This window comes from Microbacterium sp. MAH-37 (genome assembly GCF_009758255.1).
GTDB lineage: Bacteria > Actinomycetota > Actinomycetes > Actinomycetales > Microbacteriaceae > Microbacterium.
In genome coordinates this window covers 166792-188894 of sequence record NZ_WSEN01000006.1, presented here as the reverse complement: position 1 = coordinate 188894, position 22103 = coordinate 166792, and the positions used below count along the sequence as shown (strand labels likewise).

19 protein-coding genes and 2 tRNA genes are annotated in these 22103 nt (G+C 68.7%); 17 read left to right on the top strand and 4 right to left on the bottom strand.

The window, feature by feature from the left end:
* Positions 1 to 120: 120 nt before the first annotated feature.
* The gene (locus tag GON06_RS06740; RefSeq protein ID WP_157311542.1) at positions 121 to 306 is read left to right on the top strand and encodes a DUF1918 domain-containing protein; all 186 of its coding nucleotides are present in this window, start codon (positions 121 to 123) and stop codon (positions 304 to 306) included.
* A gap of 104 nt (positions 307 to 410) precedes the next feature.
* On the opposite strand, the gene GON06_RS06735 is transcribed toward GON06_RS06740, so the two are convergent.
* A tRNA-Met gene (locus GON06_RS06735) sits at positions 411 to 484 on the bottom strand.
* A 132-nt stretch (positions 485 to 616) separates the two neighbouring features.
* Positions 617 to 690: transfer RNA gene (locus GON06_RS06730), tRNA-Met, on the bottom strand.
* A 108-nt stretch (positions 691 to 798) separates the two neighbouring features.
* On the opposite strand from GON06_RS06730, the gene GON06_RS06725 reads away from it, so the two are divergent.
* Positions 799 to 1608 carry a carbon-nitrogen hydrolase family protein gene (locus GON06_RS06725; protein WP_157311541.1) on the top strand — a complete coding sequence of 270 codons (810 nt, stop codon included), beginning with the start codon at positions 799 to 801 and terminating at the stop codon, positions 1606 to 1608.
* Between the two features lie 126 nt (positions 1609 to 1734).
* Here the strand turns inward: GON06_RS06725 and GON06_RS06720 are convergent, their stop codons facing one another.
* Entirely contained in the window at positions 1735 to 2946 is a 1212-nt protein-coding gene (locus tag GON06_RS06720; RefSeq protein ID WP_157311540.1) for an aminotransferase class I/II-fold pyridoxal phosphate-dependent enzyme, read from the bottom strand.
* A gap of 96 nt (positions 2947 to 3042) precedes the next feature.
* Between GON06_RS06720 and GON06_RS06715 the strand changes: the two genes are divergently transcribed.
* From GON06_RS06715 to GON06_RS06705, 3 genes are read left to right on the top strand one after another with little or no spacing between them, the layout of a single operon-like run.
* Entirely contained in the window at positions 3043 to 4677 is a 1635-nt protein-coding gene (locus GON06_RS06715) for a trypsin-like peptidase domain-containing protein (RefSeq protein WP_157311539.1), read from the top strand.
* A 58-nt stretch (positions 4678 to 4735) separates the two neighbouring features.
* The gene (locus tag GON06_RS06710) at positions 4736 to 5983 is read left to right on the top strand and encodes a CDP-glycerol glycerophosphotransferase family protein (RefSeq protein ID WP_332837228.1); all 1248 of its coding nucleotides are present in this window, start codon (positions 4736 to 4738) and stop codon (positions 5981 to 5983) included.
* Positions 5980 to 7413, top strand: a complete 1434-nt coding sequence (locus GON06_RS06705) for a CDP-glycerol glycerophosphotransferase family protein (protein WP_157311538.1) — start codon at positions 5980 to 5982, stop codon at positions 7411 to 7413. The genes GON06_RS06710 and GON06_RS06705 overlap by 4 nt, the downstream gene beginning before the upstream one ends.
* A gap of 26 nt (positions 7414 to 7439) precedes the next feature.
* On the opposite strand, the gene GON06_RS06700 is transcribed toward GON06_RS06705, so the two are convergent.
* Positions 7440 to 8462, bottom strand: coding sequence for a glycosyltransferase family 2 protein (locus GON06_RS06700; protein WP_157311784.1), 1023 nt, complete (start codon positions 8460 to 8462; stop codon positions 7440 to 7442).
* An 85-nt stretch (positions 8463 to 8547) separates the two neighbouring features.
* Between GON06_RS06700 and GON06_RS06695 the strand changes: the two genes are divergently transcribed.
* The 12 genes from GON06_RS06695 (at position 8548) to GON06_RS06640 (ending at position 22093) form a co-directional block, all read left to right on the top strand.
* Entirely contained in the window at positions 8548 to 9834 is a 1287-nt protein-coding gene (locus GON06_RS06695) for a CDP-glycerol glycerophosphotransferase family protein (protein ID WP_332837227.1), read from the top strand.
* Positions 9834 to 10199 (top strand): elongation factor Tu, encoded by a 366-nt coding sequence (locus GON06_RS06690; protein ID WP_157311537.1) that lies wholly within the window; start codon positions 9834 to 9836, stop codon positions 10197 to 10199. The genes GON06_RS06695 and GON06_RS06690 overlap by 1 nt, the downstream gene beginning before the upstream one ends.
* Before the next feature lie 2 nt (positions 10200 to 10201).
* Positions 10202 to 10951, top strand: a complete 750-nt coding sequence (locus GON06_RS06685; protein ID WP_157311536.1) for a biotin--[acetyl-CoA-carboxylase] ligase — start codon at positions 10202 to 10204, stop codon at positions 10949 to 10951.
* A 51-nt stretch (positions 10952 to 11002) separates the two neighbouring features.
* Complete coding sequence (locus tag GON06_RS06680; RefSeq protein ID WP_157311535.1) at positions 11003 to 11575, top strand: PH domain-containing protein; 573 nt, start codon at positions 11003 to 11005, stop codon at positions 11573 to 11575.
* A 34-nt stretch (positions 11576 to 11609) separates the two neighbouring features.
* Positions 11610 to 12725: a 5-(carboxyamino)imidazole ribonucleotide synthase gene (locus GON06_RS06675; protein WP_157311534.1), complete on the top strand. Its 1116-nt coding sequence runs from the start codon at positions 11610 to 11612 to the stop codon at positions 12723 to 12725.
* A 134-nt stretch (positions 12726 to 12859) separates the two neighbouring features.
* Positions 12860 to 13327, top strand: a complete 468-nt coding sequence (gene purE, locus GON06_RS06670; RefSeq protein WP_157311782.1) for a 5-(carboxyamino)imidazole ribonucleotide mutase — start codon at positions 12860 to 12862, stop codon at positions 13325 to 13327.
* Positions 13324 to 14781: an LCP family protein gene (locus GON06_RS06665; RefSeq protein ID WP_332837226.1), complete on the top strand. Its 1458-nt coding sequence runs from the start codon at positions 13324 to 13326 to the stop codon at positions 14779 to 14781. The genes purE and GON06_RS06665 overlap by 4 nt, the downstream gene beginning before the upstream one ends.
* 54 nt (positions 14782 to 14835) lie before the next feature.
* Complete coding sequence (locus tag GON06_RS06660) at positions 14836 to 15909, top strand: glycosyltransferase (protein WP_157311533.1); 1074 nt, start codon at positions 14836 to 14838, stop codon at positions 15907 to 15909.
* Between the two features lie 78 nt (positions 15910 to 15987).
* Positions 15988 to 18801, top strand: a complete 2814-nt coding sequence (locus tag GON06_RS18500; RefSeq protein ID WP_198346634.1) for a hypothetical protein — start codon at positions 15988 to 15990, stop codon at positions 18799 to 18801.
* 117 nt (positions 18802 to 18918) lie between these two features.
* Positions 18919 to 19803, top strand: a complete 885-nt coding sequence (locus GON06_RS06650; RefSeq protein ID WP_157311532.1) for an ABC transporter permease — start codon at positions 18919 to 18921, stop codon at positions 19801 to 19803.
* Positions 19803 to 20552 (top strand): ABC transporter ATP-binding protein, encoded by a 750-nt coding sequence (locus tag GON06_RS06645; protein WP_157311531.1) that lies wholly within the window; start codon positions 19803 to 19805, stop codon positions 20550 to 20552. Before GON06_RS06650 ends, GON06_RS06645 begins: the two co-directional genes overlap by 1 nt.
* A complete protein-coding gene (locus GON06_RS06640; RefSeq protein ID WP_157311530.1) occupies positions 20552 to 22093 on the top strand; it encodes a class I SAM-dependent methyltransferase in 1542 nt (513 codons plus the stop codon). The genes GON06_RS06645 and GON06_RS06640 overlap by 1 nt, the downstream gene beginning before the upstream one ends.
* Positions 22094 to 22103 lie beyond the last annotated feature (10 nt).

Here is a 22103-nt window from a genome sequence, read left to right as displayed (position 1 = left end):
TCAGCCGCTCGGAGACCCCCTCCTGCCGATGCGCAGGAGGGGGTCTCCGCATCTTCCCCTGGCGAAGGCCGTGCCGCAGGCGGATGATGGGGGCATCGGCTCGGCGAGGAGGTGGAACGAATGGAACTCGTGGCGGGATCCCGCATCGTGATCCATGGCGCGAAGGTGGGTGACACCGAGCGCCACGGCGAGGTCATCGAGGTGCGCGGCGACAGCGGCGGACCACCGTATTTCGTCCGCTTCGACGACGGTCACGAGTCGCTCGTGTTCCCCGGTCCGGACTGCGAGATCGAGCACCGGGAATGAACGCAGAGGTCTGACTTCCTCATGCCGCAGCGCGACGTCTTCGCGACGGGACGCGTCTACATGACGAGAAGGCCCGGTCCTTGCGGACCGGGCCTTCATCTTTGTTGCGGGGACAGGATTTGAACCTGCGACCTCCGGGTTATGAGCCCGGCGAGCTACCGAACTGCTCCACCCCGCGGCACGTAGAACAGCCTACCGGGGGAGGGCCGCTCGCTCAAAAGCAGACGAACGGCGGGCGTGTTCGTCTGGCGCAGCGCGGAGAGAAAAAGGCCCCCGATCCGGATTTCTCCTGATCAGGGGCCTTTCTTTGTTGCGGGGGCAGGATTTGAACCTACGACCTCCGGGTTATGAGCCCGGCGAGCTACCGAACTGCTCCACCCCGCGGCACAAGAAGTCAGCCTAGCACGGATTCCACCACCCCGCGAATCGAACCGGCTCGGGTTCGCGTCGCGGACCCGAGCAGCGGGCCGCTTCCTGAGGCAGGATGGGGTCATGTCCGGATCCGCCCCGCTCGTCGCCGTCTGTCAGTTCGCACCGACGGCGGATCGCGCCGCGAATCGCGAGAGCGTCGCGGATTTCGTCGGGCGCGGGGCGGCCCACGGCGCACGGCTGATCGTCTTCCCGGAGTACTCGAGCTACTTCGTGAATCCGATGGATGCCTCGCTCGCCGCGAACGCAGAGCCGCTGGACGGGCCGTTCGTCCAGACGCTGCGCGAGGTTGCGGCCCAACACGGCGTCGTGATCGTCGCGGGGCTCGTGGAGACGGCGGACGCGGGTCGCGTGCACAACACCGTCGTGGCGGTCTCCGTCGACGGCGTGCGGGCCGTGTACCGCAAACAGCACCTGTACGACGCGTTCGGGCAGACCGAATCGGACTGGATCGCGCCGGGGGAGCTGAGCACCGCGGTGTTCGAGCTGGACGGCATCCGGTACGGCCTGATGACCTGTTACGACCTGCGCTTCCCCGAGGTCGCGCGCACGCTCGCGGATGCCGGTGCCGACGCGCTCGTCGTGCCGGCGGAGTGGGTGCGCGGCCCGCTCAAGGAGCACCACTGGACGACGCTTCTCGCCGCCCGCGCGATCGAGAGCACCGCCTACGTGATCTCGGCCGACCACCCCGCCCCGATCGGAGTCGGGCACTCGCAGATCGTCGATCCGCAGGGGGTCGTCGTCGCGGGCGTCGGCAGCGACGAGGGCATCGCGATCGCCGCGGTCGACCCGGCGCTGATCGCGCGCACGCGGGAGGTCAATCCGGTGCTGAGGCTGCGCCGCTATGCGGTGGTGCCGAACCCCGGTCGTTGAGCGACGAGCGCCGTGCTGAGCGAGCGCAGCGAGCCGAAGTGACGAAACGCTCTCAGATGATCGCAGCGCGTTTCGTCTCGCTCCGCGGATCCTGAGCGAGGAGCGCAGCGACGAGACGAAGGGCGCTCAACGACCGGAGAGAGTGAGCGCCGCGAGGCGGCGTGCCGCCTCCTCGAGCACCTCGATGCGCTTGCACGCGGCGAAACGCACCAGGCCGGCATAGGCCGGCTGCCTGCCCGCCGAGACGAAGGCGCTGAGCGGGATCGCGACGACGCCGGCGCGCTCCGGCAGGGCGCGGCAGAATGCTGCGGAATCCGCACCGCCCAGCGCCGTGGCGCCCGCCACCGTGAAGTACCCGCCCCGAGGACGGTGCACCTCGAAACCGGCGGCGCGCAGCGCCCCGCCGAGCAGCTCGTGCTTGCGCAGCAGCAGAGCTGCCGCGTCCGCGAAGTACGAGTCGGGAAGGCGCAGCCCGAGCGCGACCGCCGGCTGGAACGGCGCGCCGTTCACGTAGGTGAGGAACTGCTTCACGGTGAGCACGGCGGTGATCAGCGCCGCCGGTCCATGCGCCCAGCCGATCTTCCATCCGGTCGTGGAGAAGGTCTTGCCCGCTGACGAGATCGTCAGGGTCCGCTCCGCCGCGCCCGGAAGCGTCGCGATGGGCACGTGCCGCGCGTCGAAGGCGAGGTGCTCGTACACCTCGTCGGTGACGATCACCGCGTCATGCAGGTTCGCGAGGCGGACCACCTCGGCCAGCACTTCGGGGCCGAACACGGCACCGGTCGGGTTGTGCGGATCGTTCACGAGGATGATGCGGGTGCGATCGTTCACCGTGTCCGCGAGCTCGTCGAGGTCGGGCTGGAAGTCGGGGAGGCGCAGGGGAACGGTCCGGAGCCGCGCGCCGGCGAGGGCGACCGCCGCCGCATACGAGTCGTAATAGGGCTCGAAGACGACGACCTCGTCGTCGGGGGAGTCGATCAGGGCGAGAAGGGTGGCCGTCAGCGCCTCCGTGGCGCCGGCGGTGACGATGACCTCGGTGCCCGGATCCACGTCCAGGCCGTAGAAGCGCTTCTGGTGCTCGCTGATCGCCGCCAGCAGGTCGGGGGCGCCGCGCCCAGGCGGGTACTGATTGACGCCGGCGGCAATCGCCTCGCGTGCAGCCTCGAGCACTTCGGCTGGGCCGTCCTCGTCCGGGAAACCCTGACCGAGGTTGATCGACCCGGTGCGCACCGCGGCGGCGGACATCTCCGCGAAGATGGTGGGTGCGACCTGACCGTCGGACGAGAGAAGTCCGGCTCCGGCTGCGGTGCGGCGCCACGCGCCGGGAATGACATCCATGCAGAACAGGCTAAGACCATAGAAGAATTCCATCGTCGCCATACGAAACGCACAGCATCGCCCGTCACGCTGTAAGAGCGTTGTAAGGAGCAGATCATGAACGAGAACAACCAGGGCGAACCGATCGCCCCCCAGCCGTCCCAGAATTCGGATGCTGCAGCCGCGGGCGCACCCGCCGGCCACCAGCTTCCCGCGAACTTCTCCTCGGACTCGCAGACCCCGGCATCCGCGCCGGCCGCTGCGGCGCCGCAGGAGCCCGTGACCCCGCAGGTCCCCTCGGCCACGCAGGCGCCCGCCGCGCAGACCCCGGCGTTCCCGGCCCCGCACACGCCGGCACCGCAGGGCACGGTCCCGCAGCCGCAGGCACCCGCCGGCCAGGGCTACGCCGCCCCGGGAACGGCTTCGCAGCAGCCCGGTGCCGCCTACGCGACCGGCGCCGCCTTCGGCCTTCCCCCGCAGGGCGCTGACGCTCCCACCCAGCCGGTCCAGCCGCTGCAGGGCGCGCAGACCGCAGCCCCCGCGAAGCGTTCGGGCGGCAAGATCGCCGCGTTCGTTCTCGCGGCCGCCCTTGTCGGCGGTGTCGCCGGCTTCGGCGGCGGTGCCCTGTGGAGCTCCGCCGTTCCCGAGAGCCAGGGGTCCGCGGAATCCGGACCGCAGACCGTCACGGTCAACAACCCCGGTTCGGTCAACGAGACCACGGCCATCGCCACCAAGGTGCTGCCGTCGGTCGTCACCATCGACGTCTCCGGTGGGAACGAGGGCGGCAGCGGTTCCGGTGTCGTGCTCACCAAGGACGGCTACGTCCTGACCAACACGCACGTGGTCACACTGGGCGGAGCGGTCTCGGACCCGACGATCCGCGTCACCACCTCGGACGGCAAGATCTACGACGCCACCGTCGTGGGGACCGACCCGATCTACGACCTGGCCGTCATCAAGCTCAAGGACGCCTCGGGGCTGAAGCCGATCGACTTCGCCGACTCGTCCAAGCTGAACGTCGGCGACACGGCTGTGGCCGTCGGCGCGCCGCTCGGACTGTCGAACTCGGTCACCACCGGCATCGTGAGCGCGCTGAACCGCAGCATCCAGATCGCCTCCTCGGCCGCTCCTGAGACGGGAGACCAGAACCAGGGCCAGCAGGACCAGAACGGCGACGGTCAGGGCGGCAGCCCGTTCCAGTTCGACATCCCCGGTCAGGGACAGCAGCAGGCGAGCGAGTCGATCTCGATCGCGGTCATCCAGACCGACGCGGCGATCAACCCCGGCAACTCCGGTGGTGCGCTGGTCGACAGCAAGGGCGACCTGATCGGCATCAACGTGGCGATCGCCACCGCCGGCGGCTCGTCCTCGGGCGGGAGCGAGTCCGGTTCGATCGGCCTCGGCTTCTCGATCCCGTCCGATGTGGCGCAGCGCGTCGCGAAGCAGATCATGGATGAGGGCTCGGCCACGCACGGTCTGCTCGGTGCCTCTGTCCGCGACGCGGCATCCGTCGAAGGCTCGACCGTCGCCGGTGCGTACATCGTCGAGACCACGCCCGGCGGGGCGGCCGCGAAGGCCGGCCTGCAGAAGGGCGACGTCGTCACCGAGTTCAACGGCATTCCGATCACCAACTCCACCGACCTCACCGCGCAGGTCCGCGCGGTCGCCGGCGGCAGCGACGCGAAGCTGTCGTATGTCCGCGACGGCAAGTCGTACGACGCCGAGGTCACCCTGGGGACGCTGAAGCCGTAGTTCCCGGTCTTCTCCTGCTCCGCAGAAAGGGACGTCACCACCGCGATAGGCTCGCGGGGTGGCGTCCTTCTCTTTCGGTTCCGGGAATGCGGCCAAGCTGCTGCGGCTCCCGTTGTATGCCGCCGGGCGCATAGGCGCTCTGATCGTGCCCAGAGGACGCACCTGGGTGTTCGGTTGCGGCGCCGGGATCGGCGACGGTGCGCTGGCGATGTGGCGGGTCGCCACTGCAGAGGGTCATCGTGCCGTCTGGCTCACGCGCAACGCGCGCGAGAAGGCGGATGCCGCGGAACTCGGCATCCGGACGGTTCCTCGCGACGGCATCCGCGGCTGGTGGGCGACGGCGCGTGCGGGCGTGGTCGTCGTGACCCACGGCCTGGGCGATGTGAACCGGTACGCGTCCTCTGACGCTTTCGTCGTGCAGCTCTGGCACGGCATCCCGCTCAAACGCATCGGGCTGGACTCTCCGGCCACCACCCAGGTGCCGTCGGTGCCCGGGGCGTCGGTCCTGCGACGACTGGTCGGCCTCGCGTATCGCAGCGCAGCGCAGCGCATCCGTGTGCTGCCGGCCGCCTCCCATCGCTCCCGCGGGCGTCTGGAGTCGGCCTTCGGCCTCGGCGACGACCGCGTGGTCGTCACGGGCGAGCCGCGCGTCGATGTGCTCTCCGCCGGCACGATGGACGAGCGGCGCGCGGCGGCGACATCCGTGCTCACGCGGACCGGCCCCCTGCTGCGCAGGCAGCGCGCAATCCTCTACGCGCCCACGTGGCGCGACGGCGAAGCCGATCCTGCGGTGCCGGATGCCGCGCAGTGGGTGCGCATCGTCGCTCTGCTCGAGAAGCACGACGCGATCCTGTTCGTCCGCTCCCACCCGCTGGGCGAGGGGGCGTACGCACCGCCGTGGTCGAGCGGCCGGGTGCGGATGCTGGGCTCCGAGCTGCTTCCGGACGTGACGCCGGGGCTCCCGCGCATCGATGTGCTGATCACCGACTACTCGTCGCTCGCCTACGACGTGGGACTGCTCGCCATGCCGGTGCTGTTCCTGGCGCCGGATGCGGCCGAGTACGCCCGCGTCCGCGGGTTCTACGGCCGGTATGAGGACGTCGCGCCGGATGCCGCGACCGGCTGGGACGGGCTGCTGCACGATCTCGACCGGACACTCGGCGACCAGGGCACGTACGAGAAGCGGTCCCTCCGGTCGGCTACGCTCAGCGCAGAGATGCACGAGTTTCGCGACGGCGGGAACGCCGCACGCGTCTACCGGGCCATCCGCGCACGCGGGATCCCGGCACCGAAGGGAACACGATGACGACTGCCCGGATCGATGAGGATCGCGAGACCCTGGTGATCAGCGGCAGCGGCCCGCGCCCCTCGGCAGGGTCGCTCTCGGGTGCCCGTGCCGGCGTGACGGCGACGATCACCGGCGGCGGCAAGACCTGGAAGGCGACCCTCCCGCTGCGCACCTCGCGCTGGGGCGGTGCGGAACTGCCGCTGCCGGCGGGAGAGTACCGCCTCGAGATCGAGGGCGCCGACCTGAGCGGCGTCGCCCTCGCCGACACGATGCTGCCGATCCTCCGCGTCACCGTCGACGGCGGCGCCGTGACGATCGCGCCGCCGATCGACCCGGTCTACGAGACGGGCGAGGGGCAGTCGACGCTCGAGGAGCGCTACGCGGCTGAGGGTGGCGGCACCGAGAACGCCGTGTTCTTCGAGAGCTTCTACGGCCAGGTCGCCGGCTGCAACCCCCGCGCGATCGACCGCGTGCTGGCACAGAGGGCGCCGGCAGTGACCAGGTACTGGGCTGTCAGCGACCTGTCGGTCGAGGTGCCTGAGGGGGCAGTGCCCGTGGTCGAAGGCAGTCCGGAATGGTGGCGTGCCCGCGGGGCGTCTCGGATGCTGATCGTGAACGACTGGCTGCGCCGCCGCTTCTCCCGCAAACCGGGGCAGCGGGTGCTGCAGACCTGGCACGGCACGCCGCTGAAGCGACTCGCGCTGCACCGTCCCGGTTTCGATCCCCGGCGCATGGCCGCGGTCATCAAGGAGTCCCGTCGCTGGGACGTGCTGCTCGCACAGAACCTCTACGCCGAGCGGGTGCTCCGGAAGGCCTACGCCTTCTTCGGCAAGCCGATCTGGGTCGAGGGCTACCCGCGCAACGATGTGCTCGTCGGCGGCGACGAGGCCGCTGTACGCGCCGCGCTCGGCATCGGCGAGGACGAGCGCGTGCTGCTGTACGCGCCGACGTGGCGCGACGACCGCACAGAGATGGTCGACTTCGTGGACGCCGAGCTCCTGGCGCGGCAGACGGATTCCGTGGTGCTGGTGCGCGGGCACTCCCGCACACTCAAGCCCGGTCAGGACCGCACCGGCGCACGGGTGATCGACGTCACCGGGTATCCGGAGACCGCGCGTCTGCTGCTTGTCGCCGATGCCCTGATCACCGACTACTCCTCGGTGATGTTCGACTTCAGCGTCACCGGCAAGCCGATGTACTTCCTGGTGCCCGACCTCGAGCACTATCGCGGAGAGCTGCGCGGCTTCTACTTCGACCTCGCGGAGCGCGCACCGGGGCCGCTGCTGAGCACGCAGGATGAGCTGGTCGCCGCGCTCGCCGCGGACACCGTGGCGGAATACGCGGACCGCTACGAGGCCTGGCGCGCGCAGTTCAATCGGCGTGACGACGGCCACGCCGCAGAGCGTGTCGTCTCCCGCATCCTCGACCAGGGGTGGCTGACGCCGTAATCCGGCCCTCGGCTTCCCTCGAGCGGTCAGGGGAGCGGGGTGTTGCGGCCGCCGAGGCGTGAGGCGTCGACGGTGTCGTGCGCGCCGTGGAACAGCCCGGCCACGAAACCCAGCCCCCAAGCGATGTGCATCGTGGGGAGCACCGCCAGCGTCCAGAGCCGTTCGCGCAACCCGCGCCGGCCCGGTGCGAAGGCCACCGCGATCACCAGCAGCGCGTAGGCGATCAGAGGCAGGTACACGATCGACGCGAGCAGCGAACCGGTGCCGGACAGGACACCGGTGAGCTGCAGGATGCCGATCACGAGTGCGACGGCGATCAGGACAACCAGAGCCGGCGGCGCGAAGAAGCGCAGCCCGTTGCGGCGTCCGTACCGGCGCACGAGCTCACCGCGCCAGGCGCCCGTCGCCCGGAACTGCCGGGCCAGTCGCCACCAGCTCTCGCGCGGCCAGTAGGTCACTGCGAGCTGCGGATCGAACCACACGAGGTGACCCGCCTGCCGGATGCGCAGGTTGAGCTCCCAGTCCTCGCCCCGCCGGATGCTCTCGTCGAACCCGCCCACCTCATCGAGCACCGAACGGCGCATGACGCCGAGGTAGGCCGACTCGGCCTCGCCCTCGTGCGTGCTGCCGTGGTAGGCGCCACCGCCGAGGCCGACGGGGGAGTTGTAGAGGCGTGCGACCGCCTTCTGGAAGGGCGTGCGTCCCTCGGCGCGCATCACGCCGCCGACGTTGGCCGCGCCGGTGCGCTCCAGCGTCTGCATCGCTCGATGCGCGTAGCCGGGCGAGAGCTCGGAGTGCGCGTCGACGCGGATGATCGTGGGGTAGCGGCTCGCCCGGATGGCCAGATTGAGCCCGACGGGGATGTCGGCCGCGGGGTTGTCCACCACGCGGATGCGGTCATCGGATGCCGCGAGGCGATGCGCGAGCTCGGTCGTGCCGTCGCCGGAGGGGCCGAGCGCCAGCACGAGCTCAGTGGGGCCGTCCACGTCCTGCGACAGCACCGAGGCGACAGCGTGCTCGAGGTAGGCGCGCTCGTTGAGTACGGGCATCACGAAGGAGACCCCGGCCGTCGTGATCGCGTCATCCTGCACATCCCGATCCTTTCATGACAGATGCTCTTAGTACTCTGGATGCGTGAGTGTTGTGTCCGATGCGAAGAAGGCCTATTCCCTGCTGCGGAAGGCCCTCAACTCGCGCAGGGCCGTGCAGAGCGTGCGTCGCACGATCGCTGAGCAGCCGCCGCTGCCGGAGCATCACTTCCAGGTCGCCGTGTACTTCGCCGACGGCGCGGTGAACATGTATCAGATGCGGCAGTGGTACCGGCCGCTCGCGGGTCTCGCAGAGCGATGGCCCGTCGTCGTGCTGTCGCGCACCGCGACCGGCGCCGAGAAGCTGATCGCCGAGGACGCGCCGCCGGTGGCATTCGTGCCGACCGTGCGCGACCTGGAGCGGTTCATCGCCAAGCAGGACATCCGGGTGGTGCTGTACGTCAACCAGAACACCCGCAACTTCCAGATGTTCCGGTACGGGCGCCGCTGGCACGTGTTCATCAACCACGGCGAGTCCGACAAGATGTACATGACCACCAACCAGTACAAGGCGTACGACTACGCGCTGGTTGCGGGGCAGGCCGCGCGTGACCGGCTCAGCCGCACGCTGTGGGACTACGACATCGACCGCCGCACCATCGAGATCGGCCGCCCGCAGGCCGACCACTACTCCGGCACGCTGCCGTACACACCCGACGAGCGCACGGTGGTTCTCTACGCGCCGACCTGGGAGGGCGACCGTCCTTCGGCCCACTACGGCTCCATCGCCACGCATGGCGAGACGCTGGTGAAGGGACTGCTCGCGACGGGCAGGCACCGCGTGGTCTACCGTCCGCACCCGCGCAGCGGAGTGGTGGACGCCGAGTACGGGGCCGCGCATCGCCGGATCCTCGCCGCGATCGCCGAGGCGAACAGTGCAGATCCCGCCGCGAAGCACTTCTTCGACGACGGGCCCGAGCTGGGCTGGCAGCTGGCCGCGGCGGATGTCGCGATCGTCGACATCTCGGCCATGGTCTACGACCGGCTGGCCGCAGGCAAGCCTCTGCTGATCACGCGGCCCGCCGACGAACGGGCCTCCATCGACACCAAGGGCTACCTCTCGGACTGCGAGTGGCTCACGGTCGAGGGCGCGGCCGACATCGTCGGCGAGGTCGAGCGCGTCCGCGCGGACGATGACGCCATCAAGAAGCTGCGGATGTGGGTGCAGCACTACTTCGGCGACACCACCGAGGGCGTCGCCACCGAGAAGTTCCACGCCGCGATCGAGCAGCTCATGCAGAAGTGGGACGAGTGGCACGCCGCCGAGATCGGCACGGGCGGGTCCGAAGAGGACGACGACGACGAAGAGACGAAGGACGAGGAGGAGGACTGATGGGGCTGTTCCGCCGCGCAGAGAGGGTCTCGCAGCCGAATCCTGCGGCCACCGGCCCGTTCCGGTTCGAGATCGACGACGTCTTCGTGATCACGTTCCGCGGCCCGGTGTTCACCGGTCGCGTGGCATCGGGATCCATCGCGCAGGGCAGTGCCGTCGTGCTGGAGCGCGAGCAGGGAAGCCTCTCCGGCGTCGTCAAGGAGATCAACGTGCGCCGTCGGAAGCGCGACTCGACGACCGCGGGCGACGAGGCAGGGCTGATGATCGACGGGATCGGAGTCGATGACCTGCCGCTGCGCCCGACCGGTGACGGCCACGTGATCGATTCCGCCGCCCTGCGCGGCGCCGTCATCACGGCGGCGTGAACATGGACCTCCCTCGCACCGCCGCCGTCGCGGCCAGGCTCGACGTCGTCGACCAGTCGCCCTCGACGAACGCTCAGCTGCGGGCTTCCGCCGACGGTGCGCCGCATCTGACTGTGCTGCTGACGGATCACCAGACCGCCGGCCGAGGGCGCCTCGACCGCACCTGGGTGACGCCGCCGGGCAGCGCCCTCGCGATCTCGGTGCTGCTGCGGGAACTCCCCGCCGCCCCCGCGTCACGCGGCTGGATCCCGCTGGTGGCGGGGCTGGCGATGGCGGACGCCGTCGCCGCACAGCTGCCGGAGCACGAGGTGGGGGTCAAATGGCCGAACGACGTGCTGGTCGACGGCCGCAAGATCTGCGGCATCCTCGCCGAGGCGACGCCGGATGCCGTGATCGTGGGCTCGGGCGTGAACACCGCGATGACGACGGCGCAGCTGCCGGTGGAAACGGCGACGTCGTTCGCCGCGCTGGGCGCTGTCGCGGACGCCGACCGGCTGGTCGCGGACTACGTCACGGGCCTGGATGCCTGGATCGCGGCGCTCGCCGCGGAGCCGGCGTCCGCCCGCGTGCATGACGCGGTCGCCGCGCGCTGCCTGACGATCGGGCAGCAGGTGCGTGTCGAGCTGCCCGCAGGAGGCGAGCTGCGCGGCGTCGCGACCCGCCTCGATGCGGACGGACGCCTCGTGGTCGAGGCGGACGGTGCGGAGCATCCGGTCTCCGCCGGCGACGTGGTGCACGTCCGTCCGATCTGACACGCCGGGGCGCGCAGGAGGATGTCAGCATCCCCTGGGCACAATGGAGCCATGTCCCAGCCCGTCACGCTCGGCGGCCGGCCCACGATGCCGCCGCCCGGTGTCCCCGTCGAGGAGCTGCTGATCGCGCGATTCCACGGGCACGCGCGTCGACTGTTCTGGTCGGCGCTGGTGCTGATCGGGGTGTTCGGGGCGACGGCGTACTTCTACGGCAACCTGCCCGCGCCGTTCCAGGACTGGATGCTGCTGGCTGCGGCTGCGGCGCTGATCCTGATCGCGGTCGTCGTCCCGTATCTGACGTGGCGCTCGCGCAGCTACACGATCACCAACCGACGCGTGATCGTGCGCGAGGGAGTCGGGTCGCGCCGTCGCCGGGAGGTCTCCCACGCCCGGGGCTACACGATCGGCGTGCACCGTGGAATGATCCAGCGGATGTGGGGAGCGGGGACGATCACGCTCAGCAACGGCGTCGACGCGCCGCTGCGCCTGGTGAACGTGCCCAGCGTGAACCTCGTGCACGAGACGCTGGCCGACCAGATCGAGGTCAGCCAGATCCTCGCGCACCGCGACGCGCAGTCCGGTCTCGGGGCGCCGCCGCCCGCGGGGCCGCCACTGGCTCCCTGATACGGGAGAATGGACGCGACGTAAGGAGTCGCGGATGGCAGTGCGTGTTGGCGTGATCGGTGGAGGGCAGCTGGCCCGGATGATGATCGCGCCCGCGGTCGAGCTCGGACTCGATCTGCGGGTGCTGGCCGAGGACGAGGGGATGTCGGCGCAGCTGGCGGCCACCGGCGTCGGCGACTACCGCGACCTCGAGACCGTGCGGGCGTTCGCGAAGGACGTCGACGTGATCACCTTCGACCACGAGCACGTGCCGCAGGAGGTGCTGCGCGCGCTCGTCGCCGACGGTGTGGCGGTGCACCCTGGCCCCGACGCCCTGCAGTACGCGCAGGACAAGCTCGTGATGCGCGCGAAGCTCGCCGAGCTCGGCGTGCCGCAGCCGGACTGGGCCGCCGTGCACGACACCGCGGAGCTGCAGGCGTTCCTGGACGACCACGGCGGCCGCGCCGTCGTGAAGACCCCGCGCGGTGGATACGACGGCAAGGGCGTGATGGTCGTGTCGGATGCCGCCGACGCCGCGGGCTGGTTCGGCGACTTCGACGCGCTCCTGGTCGAGGAGCTGGTCTCATTCAGCCGCGAACTCGCGCAGCAGGTGGCCCGGCGCCCCAGTGGCGAGGTCGTGCCCTACCCCGTGGTGGAGACCGTGCAGCGCGACGGCGTGTGCGCCGAGGTGATCGCCCCGGCGCCGGAGGCATCAGACCGGCTGGTGCAGGTCGCGGAGGGCATCGGCCGGCAGATCGCCGACGGCCTCGGAGTCACCGGGATGCTGGCGGTCGAGCTGTTCCAGACGACGGACGAGCGGCTGCTGGTGAACGAGCTGGCGATGCGCCCGCACAACAGCGGGCACTGGAGCCAGGACGGCGCGGTGACCGGGCAGTTCGAGCAGCACCTGCGTGCGGTCGCGGACCTGCCGCTGGGTGATGCCGCCCCGCGTGCCCCGTGGTCGGTGATGGTGAACATCCTCGGCGGGCCCGCCGACGTCACGATCGACGAGCGCTTCCCCGCAGCGATGGCCGCCCACCCGGATGCGAAGATCCACACCTACGGGAAGGCATCCCGTCCTGGGCGCAAGGTGGGCCACGTCAACGTCGCAGGCGACGACCTGGACGACGTGGTCTACGACGCCCGCGCGGCGGCCGCGTACTTCGCCTGACACGGTTCCTGGGCGAGCGAAGCGAGACGAAGGGCGTAGGCGTGCCGTTGCGCCGTTCTCACAGGCGCGAACCGTAGCCTTGAACGGTGACTGAGCCACTGCACTCCTCGAGCCGCCCCGTCGTCGGCGTCGTCATGGGATCCGACTCCGACTGGCGCGTGATGAGCGACGCGTCCCAGGCGCTCAGCGACTTCGGCATCCCGCACGAGGTCGAGGTGGTCTCAGCGCACCGCACGGTGGACAAGCTGGTCTCCTACGGGCGGGACGCCCGTGGACGCGGCATCCGGGTGATCATCGCCGGGGCCGGGGGAGCGGCGCACCTGCCCGGCATGCTCGCCTCGGTCACCGCAGTGCCCGTGATCGGCGTTCCGGTGCCGCTGGCGTACCTCGACGGCATGGATTCGCTGCTCTCGATCGTGCAGATGCCCGCCGGCATCCCGGTCGCGACGGTCTCGATCGGCGGCGCGAAGAATGCGGGACTCCTCGCCGCGCGCATCCTCGGAACATCTGATGACTCGCTCGCCGACCAGGTGGAGAAGTACGCCCGCGACCTGGAATCGCAGGTCGAGGAGAAGAACCGGCGGCTGAAGGACTCCCTGTGACCCTCGCCCCGCCCCGTCAGCGCAGCGTGGCGGGACGTCCGCTCATCGAGACGCTGCCGCTGCGCAATCCCGAGTCCGCCGATCCGGCGTTCATGGGACGACGGGCGTGGTGGCTCGTGGCGATGAACGTGCTGGTGCCGGGCTCCGCGCAGGTCCTCGCGGGCAACCGGCGTCTGGGCCGGTTCGGCCTGGGCGCGACGCTGGTGGGCTGGGTGCTGGTCGTGCTCACGATCGGCCTCGCGCTGTTCTGGCACGATGCGGCGATCACGCTCGGGGGCAACTGGTTCGTGCTCACGATCGCGCAGGTGGTGGTGATCGGCTACGCCGTGCTCTGGGCGGTCCTGACGATCGACACGATCCGTCTGCTGCGAGTGGTCAAGCTGCCGCCGTTCACGCGCTTCGCCGCTCCGGTCGCGGCGCTGCTGGTGCTCTGCCTCGCGGCCTGGGGGGCTCTGTACGCCTCCTCCGCCGTGGCGTCCAGCCGCGGGGCGTTCACCGCGATCTTCGGCAACAGCGGACCGAGCCTGCCGCCGAGCGACGGCTACTACAACATCCTGCTGCTCGGCGCCGACAGCGGAACCGGACGCGACTCGATGCGGTACGACAGCATCTCGGTGGTCTCGATGAACGCCGAGACCGGGGCGGTCACGATCTTCGGCATCCCCCGCGACATGCCCAACGTGCCGTTCGCCGAGGACAGCCCGATGCGGGATCCGAAGCTCGTCGGGTACGACTATCGCAACTACTTCGAGGGTCACGACGATCCGGAGTGCGGCTGGGGACCCGGCATCAACCAGCTCACCAACGCGGTCCAGGTGTGCCGCAAGGACAAGGGCGAGAGCCTGTATCCGGACGCCGTGGCGCATGGCTCCGACCCGGGGATCGAAGCTACAAAGGACGCCGCCGAGGGCGTGCTCGGCATCAAGATCCCGTACTACGTCTTCGTCGACATGAACGGCTTCGCCGATCTCATCGACGCGCTCGGCGGCGTGCACATCAAGGTGGAGAAGCGGCTGCCGGAGGGCGGCGGGCCCGCGTATCGCAACCAACCCGCCGAGGACTGGGCGACAGGCTGGATCGAGCCGGGTGAGCAGACCATGGATGGTGACACCGCGCAGTGGTACGCGCGTTCCCGGTACACCACGAGCGACTTCGACCGCATGAAGCGCCAGAGGCAGCTGCAGGAGGCGATCCTGGCGCAGTTCACCCCGCAGAACGTGCTCACGAACTTCAGCTCGATCGTGGACGCCGGGGCCGCGCTCGCACACACCGATCTGCCGCAGGACAAGCTGCCGGAGTTCTTCGACCTGGTGATGAAGGCGAAGAAGCAGAAGGTGACGACGGTGGAGCTGACGCCGGACGGCGGGGTCAGTGAACGGGAGCCCGACTTCGACGCCATCCACGAGATGGTGCAGCGGACGCTGCATCCGCCGACGGAGACGCCGACGCCGTAGGTTTCTGGATCCCGTCCAACCGAGTTCCCAGGTGCACCCGATTAGCCTTGGCACATGAGTGTGCTGCTGCGTGTCGTCCTGGACCAGCTGGTGACGGTCGTGGACCCGGATCAGGCGGCGGCTTCGCTCGATCTCACGGCGGGGCTCGTGACGACCGCACCGCGCGGCTGCGCGGTGGCGGCGATCGCGCCGGCGGGCGCGGAGGTGCCCATCGCGGGCGTCGAGGAGGTGCGCACTCTGGCCGTCGGACGGCGCGAGCTCGCCGCATCCTGGCCGCTGGGCTTCGCCCCGGGGGTCGGCGGCGGCCTCGTGCATGCGCCGACGCTGATGGCGCCCCTGGTGCGCCATGACCGGGTGCACGACGGCGATCAGACCATCGTCACGTTGTGGGATCTGGGCGCGTGGGATGCTCCGGAGCAGTACTCGAAGACCTCGGTCGCGTGGCAGCGGGGGATGCTGCGCAGAGCTGTCAAGCACGCGGACGCCGTGGTCGTGCCCTCGCACGCGATGGCACGGCGGCTCGCCGAGCTCGGCTCGTTCGGCGATCGCATCCGGGTGATCGCAGGCGCCGCGCCGGAGGACTTCGCAGAGCCGGCGGATGCTGCCGCGCGGCGCACGGCGCTGCTGCTGCCAGAGCGCTACGCGGTCATCGTCGGAGGCGTCGATTCTCTGGCCGCAGGCTTCACCGCGGCGATCGCTGCGGGACTGGACGTGGTCGTCCTCGACGCCGCGGACGGGGCGGAGCCGGCGATCGTCGAGATCGCCTCCGCTGCGGGGCTGCCGGAACGCCGGGTGCACGTGCGCGGCGCGCTCGCGGTCGAAGACCGCGCGGCTGTGCTCGCGGGGGCATCTGTGGTGCTGGCGGTCAGCGCACTGGACGCCTGGCCGTGGCGCGTCATCGAGGCGATGCTGCTCGGCGTTCCCGTGGTCGCCGTCGACAGCGGGGTGCACCGTGACGTGATCGCCGACGGCGGTCTGGTGGTGTCACTGGAGGACTTTGCGGACGCGGCGGTGGCGGCTGCCGGAACCGAGGCGGCGAAGCTGCGGGTGCTCGGAGGAGACCGTGCGAAGGCGTTCTCCTGGGTGAGCTCAGCGGAGCGGGTCTGGGCGCTGCACGCGGAGTTGTGAGGGAATCCCCCCGAATCCTACTCCCGCGGAATCAGGAGGCAGTCGCGCCACACTGGTGACTTCTGTCACACTGTTCACATGTACCGACGTTCCCGGCGTCTGCAGAAATCGCCCCGCATCAGCCGAATCCTCACCGCAGTGCTCGCTGCGACCGCGTTGTCGTTGAGTGTGCTCGTGCCGGCGACGACCGCCTCCGCGACACCGGTGAACGGCCCTGCCAAAGCCTCGCTGGTCGGTTTCTCGGCCGGGAACATCATCAGCGACGCGGTCTTCACCTCCGAGAGCACGATGACGGAGGCGCAGATCCAGTCGTTCTTCAATTCCAAGGTCAAGACCTGTCAGAGCGGGTACACCTGTCTGAAGGATTTCCGCATCACTTCCGTCAGTCGTCCTGCTGACACGTACTGCAAGGGTTACACCGGCGCGGCGAACGAGAGCGCCGCACGCATCATCTACCGCGTCTCGCAGTCGTGCAACATCAACCCGCAGGTGCTGATCGTCATGCTTCAGAAGGAGCAGGGACTGGTCACGCACACCTGGCCGAGCCAGTGGCGTTATGACAAGGCACTGGGGCAGGCATGCCCGGACACGGCGCCGTGCGACCCGAAGTTCGTGGGCTTCTTCCACCAGGTCTATGGTGCGGCGCGCCAGATGCAGATCTACATGGAGGGGCGCTACTTCACGTGGTACGCACCGGGGAAGACCTGGAACATTCTCTACAACCCGAACACGGCGTGCGGCTCGTCGCCGGTCTACATCGCCAACAAGGCCACGGCGGCGCTGTACTACTACACGCCGTATCAGCCCAACGCCGCAGCGCTGCGCGCAGGCTACGGCACCGGAGACTCCTGCTCGGCATACGGGAACAGGAATTTCTACAACTACTTCACGGACTGGTTCGGGTCGACGCAGACGCCGGCAGGGGCGGCGAGAGGACTCGTCAAGGTGGGGGCCGACGTCTGGTTGCTCTCGGGAGCCAACCGCTACCACGTGACGGCCGCGGCCTACCCGGAGTACAAGCGGGTGTTCGGTACGCCGGTGACATCCGATTCGAGCACGCTGGCGCGATTCGCTGAGGGTGCTCTCGGCGGTCTCTACGTGAAGAACGCGGCGACCGGTGAAGTCGCCATGCTGCAGGATGGGCAGACGCACAGGTTCGTGTCGTGCGGTCTCGTTGGCGTCTGGGGCGGGGCGTGCGGTGCGGCCCTCGTGGTCCTGACCGGACAAGACTTCGACAAGTTCGCGACAGGCGCCGAGATGTCCTTGTTCGGGCGGCTGTCCGCAGGAGGGCGCGTCCATCAGATCGATGGCACTCGCATCATTCCGCTGTACGACGCAGAAGTCGCCAAGCAACGGAACGGCGGCGCTGCACCCTACGCCGCGGTGCTGCCCGCGGCAGCGATGGTCGGAAAATCCATCGACCCGAGTGTGCGCTTCCTCCCCGCGACCTTCGTGAAGTCGTCCACTGCTTCTGAGGTGTGGTTGCCCGACGAGGACGGCGCTCTGCATCATCTGCCGTCATGGCCGTTGGCCGCAGAGGTCGGCCTTCCCGGCCAGGTGGGCACGGTTGCTCCAGCCGCCGACCTGACGGGATACAAGAAGTCCACACCCCTCGCTGCCTTCGTGCGGTGCGGGGGCATCGACTACGCGGCAGCCGGCGGCAAACTGAGCAGGATGAGCAGTCCGGTTCCCACCGGATTCGTGGCGACGGCTCTCACTGACACGACCTGCGCCCATCTCGACCTCTCCGGGCCGGCCATCCAGGGCAAGGCGGTCTTCGTGCAGTTCGCGGGGACGCCGGAGATCTACGTTCTGAGCGGCGGCCAGTACCGGCCGGTTCCCTCTGCGGCGCAGCGCACGGAGCTGAACGGCGGAACGGCTCCGACCGTCCTCGTCGCGGGTACCGCGTACAAATCACGTGTCGTGATCGGCTCGCTGTACCCGGCCTCGGCGACTTTCATCCGGGTGAACGGGACGCCCGAAGTCTGGCTGGTGGACGGCAGTAGTCTCATCCATCTGCCCAGTTGGGCGATGGCCGCCGAGTACGGGCTTCCGACGAAGGAGGTGGTCGTCGACTCCTCGGCCGTCTCGGGTATGACCAAGAAGCCTTCACTGACGCAGTTCGCCGCCTGCAGCGGGTCGACTTACGTGGCTGCCGGAGGCAAGCTTCGCGCGGTCTCCGCCGGCCGGACGGGGGGCGCCCCCGTCACGTCGCTGAGCGCGGCTGTGTGCGCGGGGCGGACCACGGGAACCGCCGTCGATGCGCCGGTCTTCGTCGGCGACGGAGTGCGCACTTCTGTCGCTGTCGGGAAGGGGTGGGTCGCGCTTCCTGACGCGGCCGCCGTCAACCGAGCGGCTGCGGGGGCTCCCGTTGTCGTCCACCGGGTCTCCACCGCGTACCTCCCGACGCTTCCTGCGGGCAGTGTGCCGGGTGAAGGTGCATTGGTCCGTTCGTCCCGAGAGTCCGCGGTGACGATGATCAATGGCAGTGTCAGGATGCACCTTCCGAACTGGGGAGTTGCGGCGGACCTTGGCGTCCAGGCGAGGTACCAGGTGGTGGCACCGGAAGCCATCGCCTCCCGCCCGATCGGAGGACCGGCTGTGAGCATCTTCGTCACCTGCGGAGCGACGACGTATGTGGGCTCCGGGGGTCAGCTGGTGCCGATCTCGTCGACGGCACTCGGCGGATTCGCGCCGGTGAAGCTGACGGATGCCGCGTGCAAGACTCTCTCGTTTCGAGCCGGCGCGCCACTCGCTTCGGTGCGGTTCAGCGCTCCGACGGGTGAGGTGTACAGTCCCTCGGGAGGAAAGTTGGTGCGCGTCCAGCCGGATCCGGCGAAGCCGGCCCTCCCGCTCGACGCCCGCACGATCGCGAGCCTCCCGAAAGCCTGACCTCCCCAAGGCCTGACCTCCCGTCGTTCCCAGACTGCGCGGAGGGCATTGGATATACTTTCCGAGGCGCAATCGCGGGTCCCGAATACCGCGCGCCTGAACGGAAGGGCGAATGAGTTGACGTTTGGTACGCCCATCGACCTCACTGATTTCGAGGTCCCCGGCCGAGGCAGAGGCGTACTCGACGTCTTCACGCGCGGTTACCTGCTGCAGCTTCTGGTGCGCAAGGGCACCGCGACCCGCTACCGAAACTCTGTCCTGGGGTGGGTCTGGTCGTACGTCAAGCCGGCGGCGCAGTTCATCATCTACTACTTCGTGATGGGCGTCATCATGAACCAGAACAAGGGGATCGACAACTTCCCGATCTACCTGTTCGCAGGGGTGGTGGCCGTCAACCTGTTCAACGAAGCCTTCGGGAACGCCACGACATCGATCGTCGACAACCGCGCACTCGTCAAGAAGATCTATCTTCCGCGCGAGCTCTTCCCGATCGCGGCGATCATCATCGCGTTCATCCACTTCCTGCCCCAGATGGCGATTCTGATCCTCGTGTGTCTGCTCGTCGGATGGCAGCCCACGTTGATCGGTCTCGCCGGCGTGGTCCTGGGCCTCGTCATCATCATGATCTTCTCGCTCGGACTGGGCTTGTTCTTCGGGGCGATGAACGTCCGGTTCCGCGATGCGCAGAACTTCGTCGAGCTCATTCGGATGTTCTCGACCTGGACGTCGCCGGTGCTGTATCCGTGGATCCTCGTGCAGCACGCACTGCCCAACAATGAGGGGCTGTTCACGCTGTACACCTGGAACCCGCTGACGGTCGCCGTCGAGTTGTTCCACCAGGGTTTCTGGTCCACGACGGCCGGGCAGACAGCCGGCGACGCCAGCATCATGCCAGGATTCGGCACGGCACTGCTCGCCGCAGCGGTCATCTGTGCAGCAATGCTCGTGATCGGCCAGATAACCTTCCGTCGGTTCGAACGATCGTTTGCGCAGGACCTGTGATGTCGCGTTCCATTCCCCAAGAAGTCGCCCACCCGCGGATCGTCGTCGACCATGTGTCCAAGCGCTTCCTCAAGCGCAACACCCACTCCTTCAAGGAGGCCTTCGTCGGCTGGATCCGTGGCAAGAAGGTGCGCGCAGACAAGTTCAGCGCCCTCGATGATGTGAGCTTCCAGATCGGGCAGGGCGAGGCCGTCGCTGTCATGGGGCTGAACGGGTCGGGGAAGTCCACGACCCTCAAGCTCATCTCCGGCGTGCTCGAGCCCGATGACGGAAGCGTCTTCACCAGGGGGAGGGTCGCCGGGCTGATCGAGGTCGGCGCCGGCTTCCACCCGGATCTCTCCGGGCGCGAGAACGTCTATCTCAACGCAGCGATCCTCGGTATGTCCAAGGACGAGATCGACGCGCGCTTCGATGAGATCGTGGCCTTCTCCGAGATCGGCGAGTTCATCGATCAGGAAGTCAAGCACTACTCCTCCGGCATGTTCATGCGTCTAGCGTTCTCCGTGGCCATCCATGTCGAACTCGACATCCTGCTGGTGGACGAGGTCCTCTCGGTGGGAGACGCCCCGTTCCGCGCGAAGTGCACTGCGAAGATCAAGGAACTCTCGGCGAAGGGCGTGACGATGCTGGTGGTCAGCCACAGCACGAGTATGGTCAAGGAGATGTGCGAGCGCGGTATCGTCCTGAAGAGGGGCAAGAAGATCTTTGACGGCTCAATCGACGAGGCCGTGGAGCTGCTGGGCGTCTGATGCAGGTCGACAGGAAACGCATCGTTCTGGACCCGTTCACGATCGAGGACGCCGACGTCGTGGACATCCGCATGGACGGCCATCGGGTGTGGTCTGCGCGGGTTCCCTACGCAGAGAACGGCGCGATCGTCCTGGAATGGCCTGAAGCACTGCGTGTGCGGTTGTCCGGAGTCACCACGCTCACGCTCACGGATTCTGCTTCCGGCCGCGAACTCGATGCACTCGATGTGCGTTTCGGGCGGTCCACCGACCGTCTGGAACTCGTCGACGCGCGCGGTCACTGGCTGGCGATGACGAAGTGGGACCGCCTCGGCCCCGTGCTCGAAGGGCGCGAGGATGAGATCGGCAGGGTGCTGCTCGAGAACGCGCGACTCCTCGTCGACGACCTGCAGGCCGACGGTCACGACGTATACATCGTCGGGGGCACATTGCTCGGAATCGTCCGCGACGGCGCGCTCATGCCGCACGACGATGACGTCGACCTGGCCTTCCTCTGTCGCTCCGAGAGTCCGGTGGACGTGGGGCTGGCGTCGTACGAAATGGAACGAGCGCTGCTGAAGCGCGGTTACACCGTGGTGCGCCACAGCCTCGCCCACCTCGAGATCGAGTTCTTCAACGATGACGGTGAGCCCGACCACTACGTCGACATCTTCACCGGGTTCTTCCACAAGGGCCTCTACTGCCAGCCGTTCGCACTCCGCGGCCCCGAGGTCGTCCCGTCCGACCTGGTTCCAGTGCAGTCCTACGAGGTGGACGGCGTGGAACTTCCTGGTCCGCCGAACCCCGAGGCGTGGCTGAGCTATGCCTACGGCAGCGGCTGGCGCGTTCCTGATCCGACCTTCAAGTTCATCACTCCTCGAGAGACGCGGATGCGATTCGAGGGATGGTTCGGGGTGTTCAACCGCGGCAGGGTGTTCTGGGACAAGTCTTATCTTGAGCGCGAGGAGTCCAGCGGTTTCGCTGATGCCCGCGGCTCGATCGACGCGTTCCTGAAGGGGCTGCCGAAGGGCGCGCGGATACTCGACCTCGGCTGTGGTGACGGGCGCTGGTCGGCGGAGATCGCGCGGCGCGGTTACCGGGTCACTGCGGTCGACTACAGCCACGAGGCGCTTCGTCTCGCGCGTAAGAACGATACCGCCGGCCTCGTCGACTTCCACTATCTCAATGTGAACGACATGGCCTCATTGCTCGCGTTCGGAGCACGGATGCTGGGGACCGGAGATGAGTGGTTCATCTTCGCCCATCACAGCGTCCAAGCGCTGCCGAAGACCGGTCGTCGTAACCTCTACCGGTTCTTCGACCTGGTGCTGCGTGGCCAGGGGTATGCCGAGCTCGTCAACGACACGACGTTCTCGAAGCGGTATCAACATTCGATGCCGTCCACCTGGCACCTTCCGACCGAGTGGGTGGAAGAGGAAGCCGAGGAATACGGGTTCGACTTGTCCGTTACGCGGCGCCGGTGGCGCCTTGACTCCAGGCAGCTCCGACGCGTCGAGACCGTGCGTGTCCGACGTGGCGGCGACGATCCGCGGTCCGCATGACGCGGGAGAG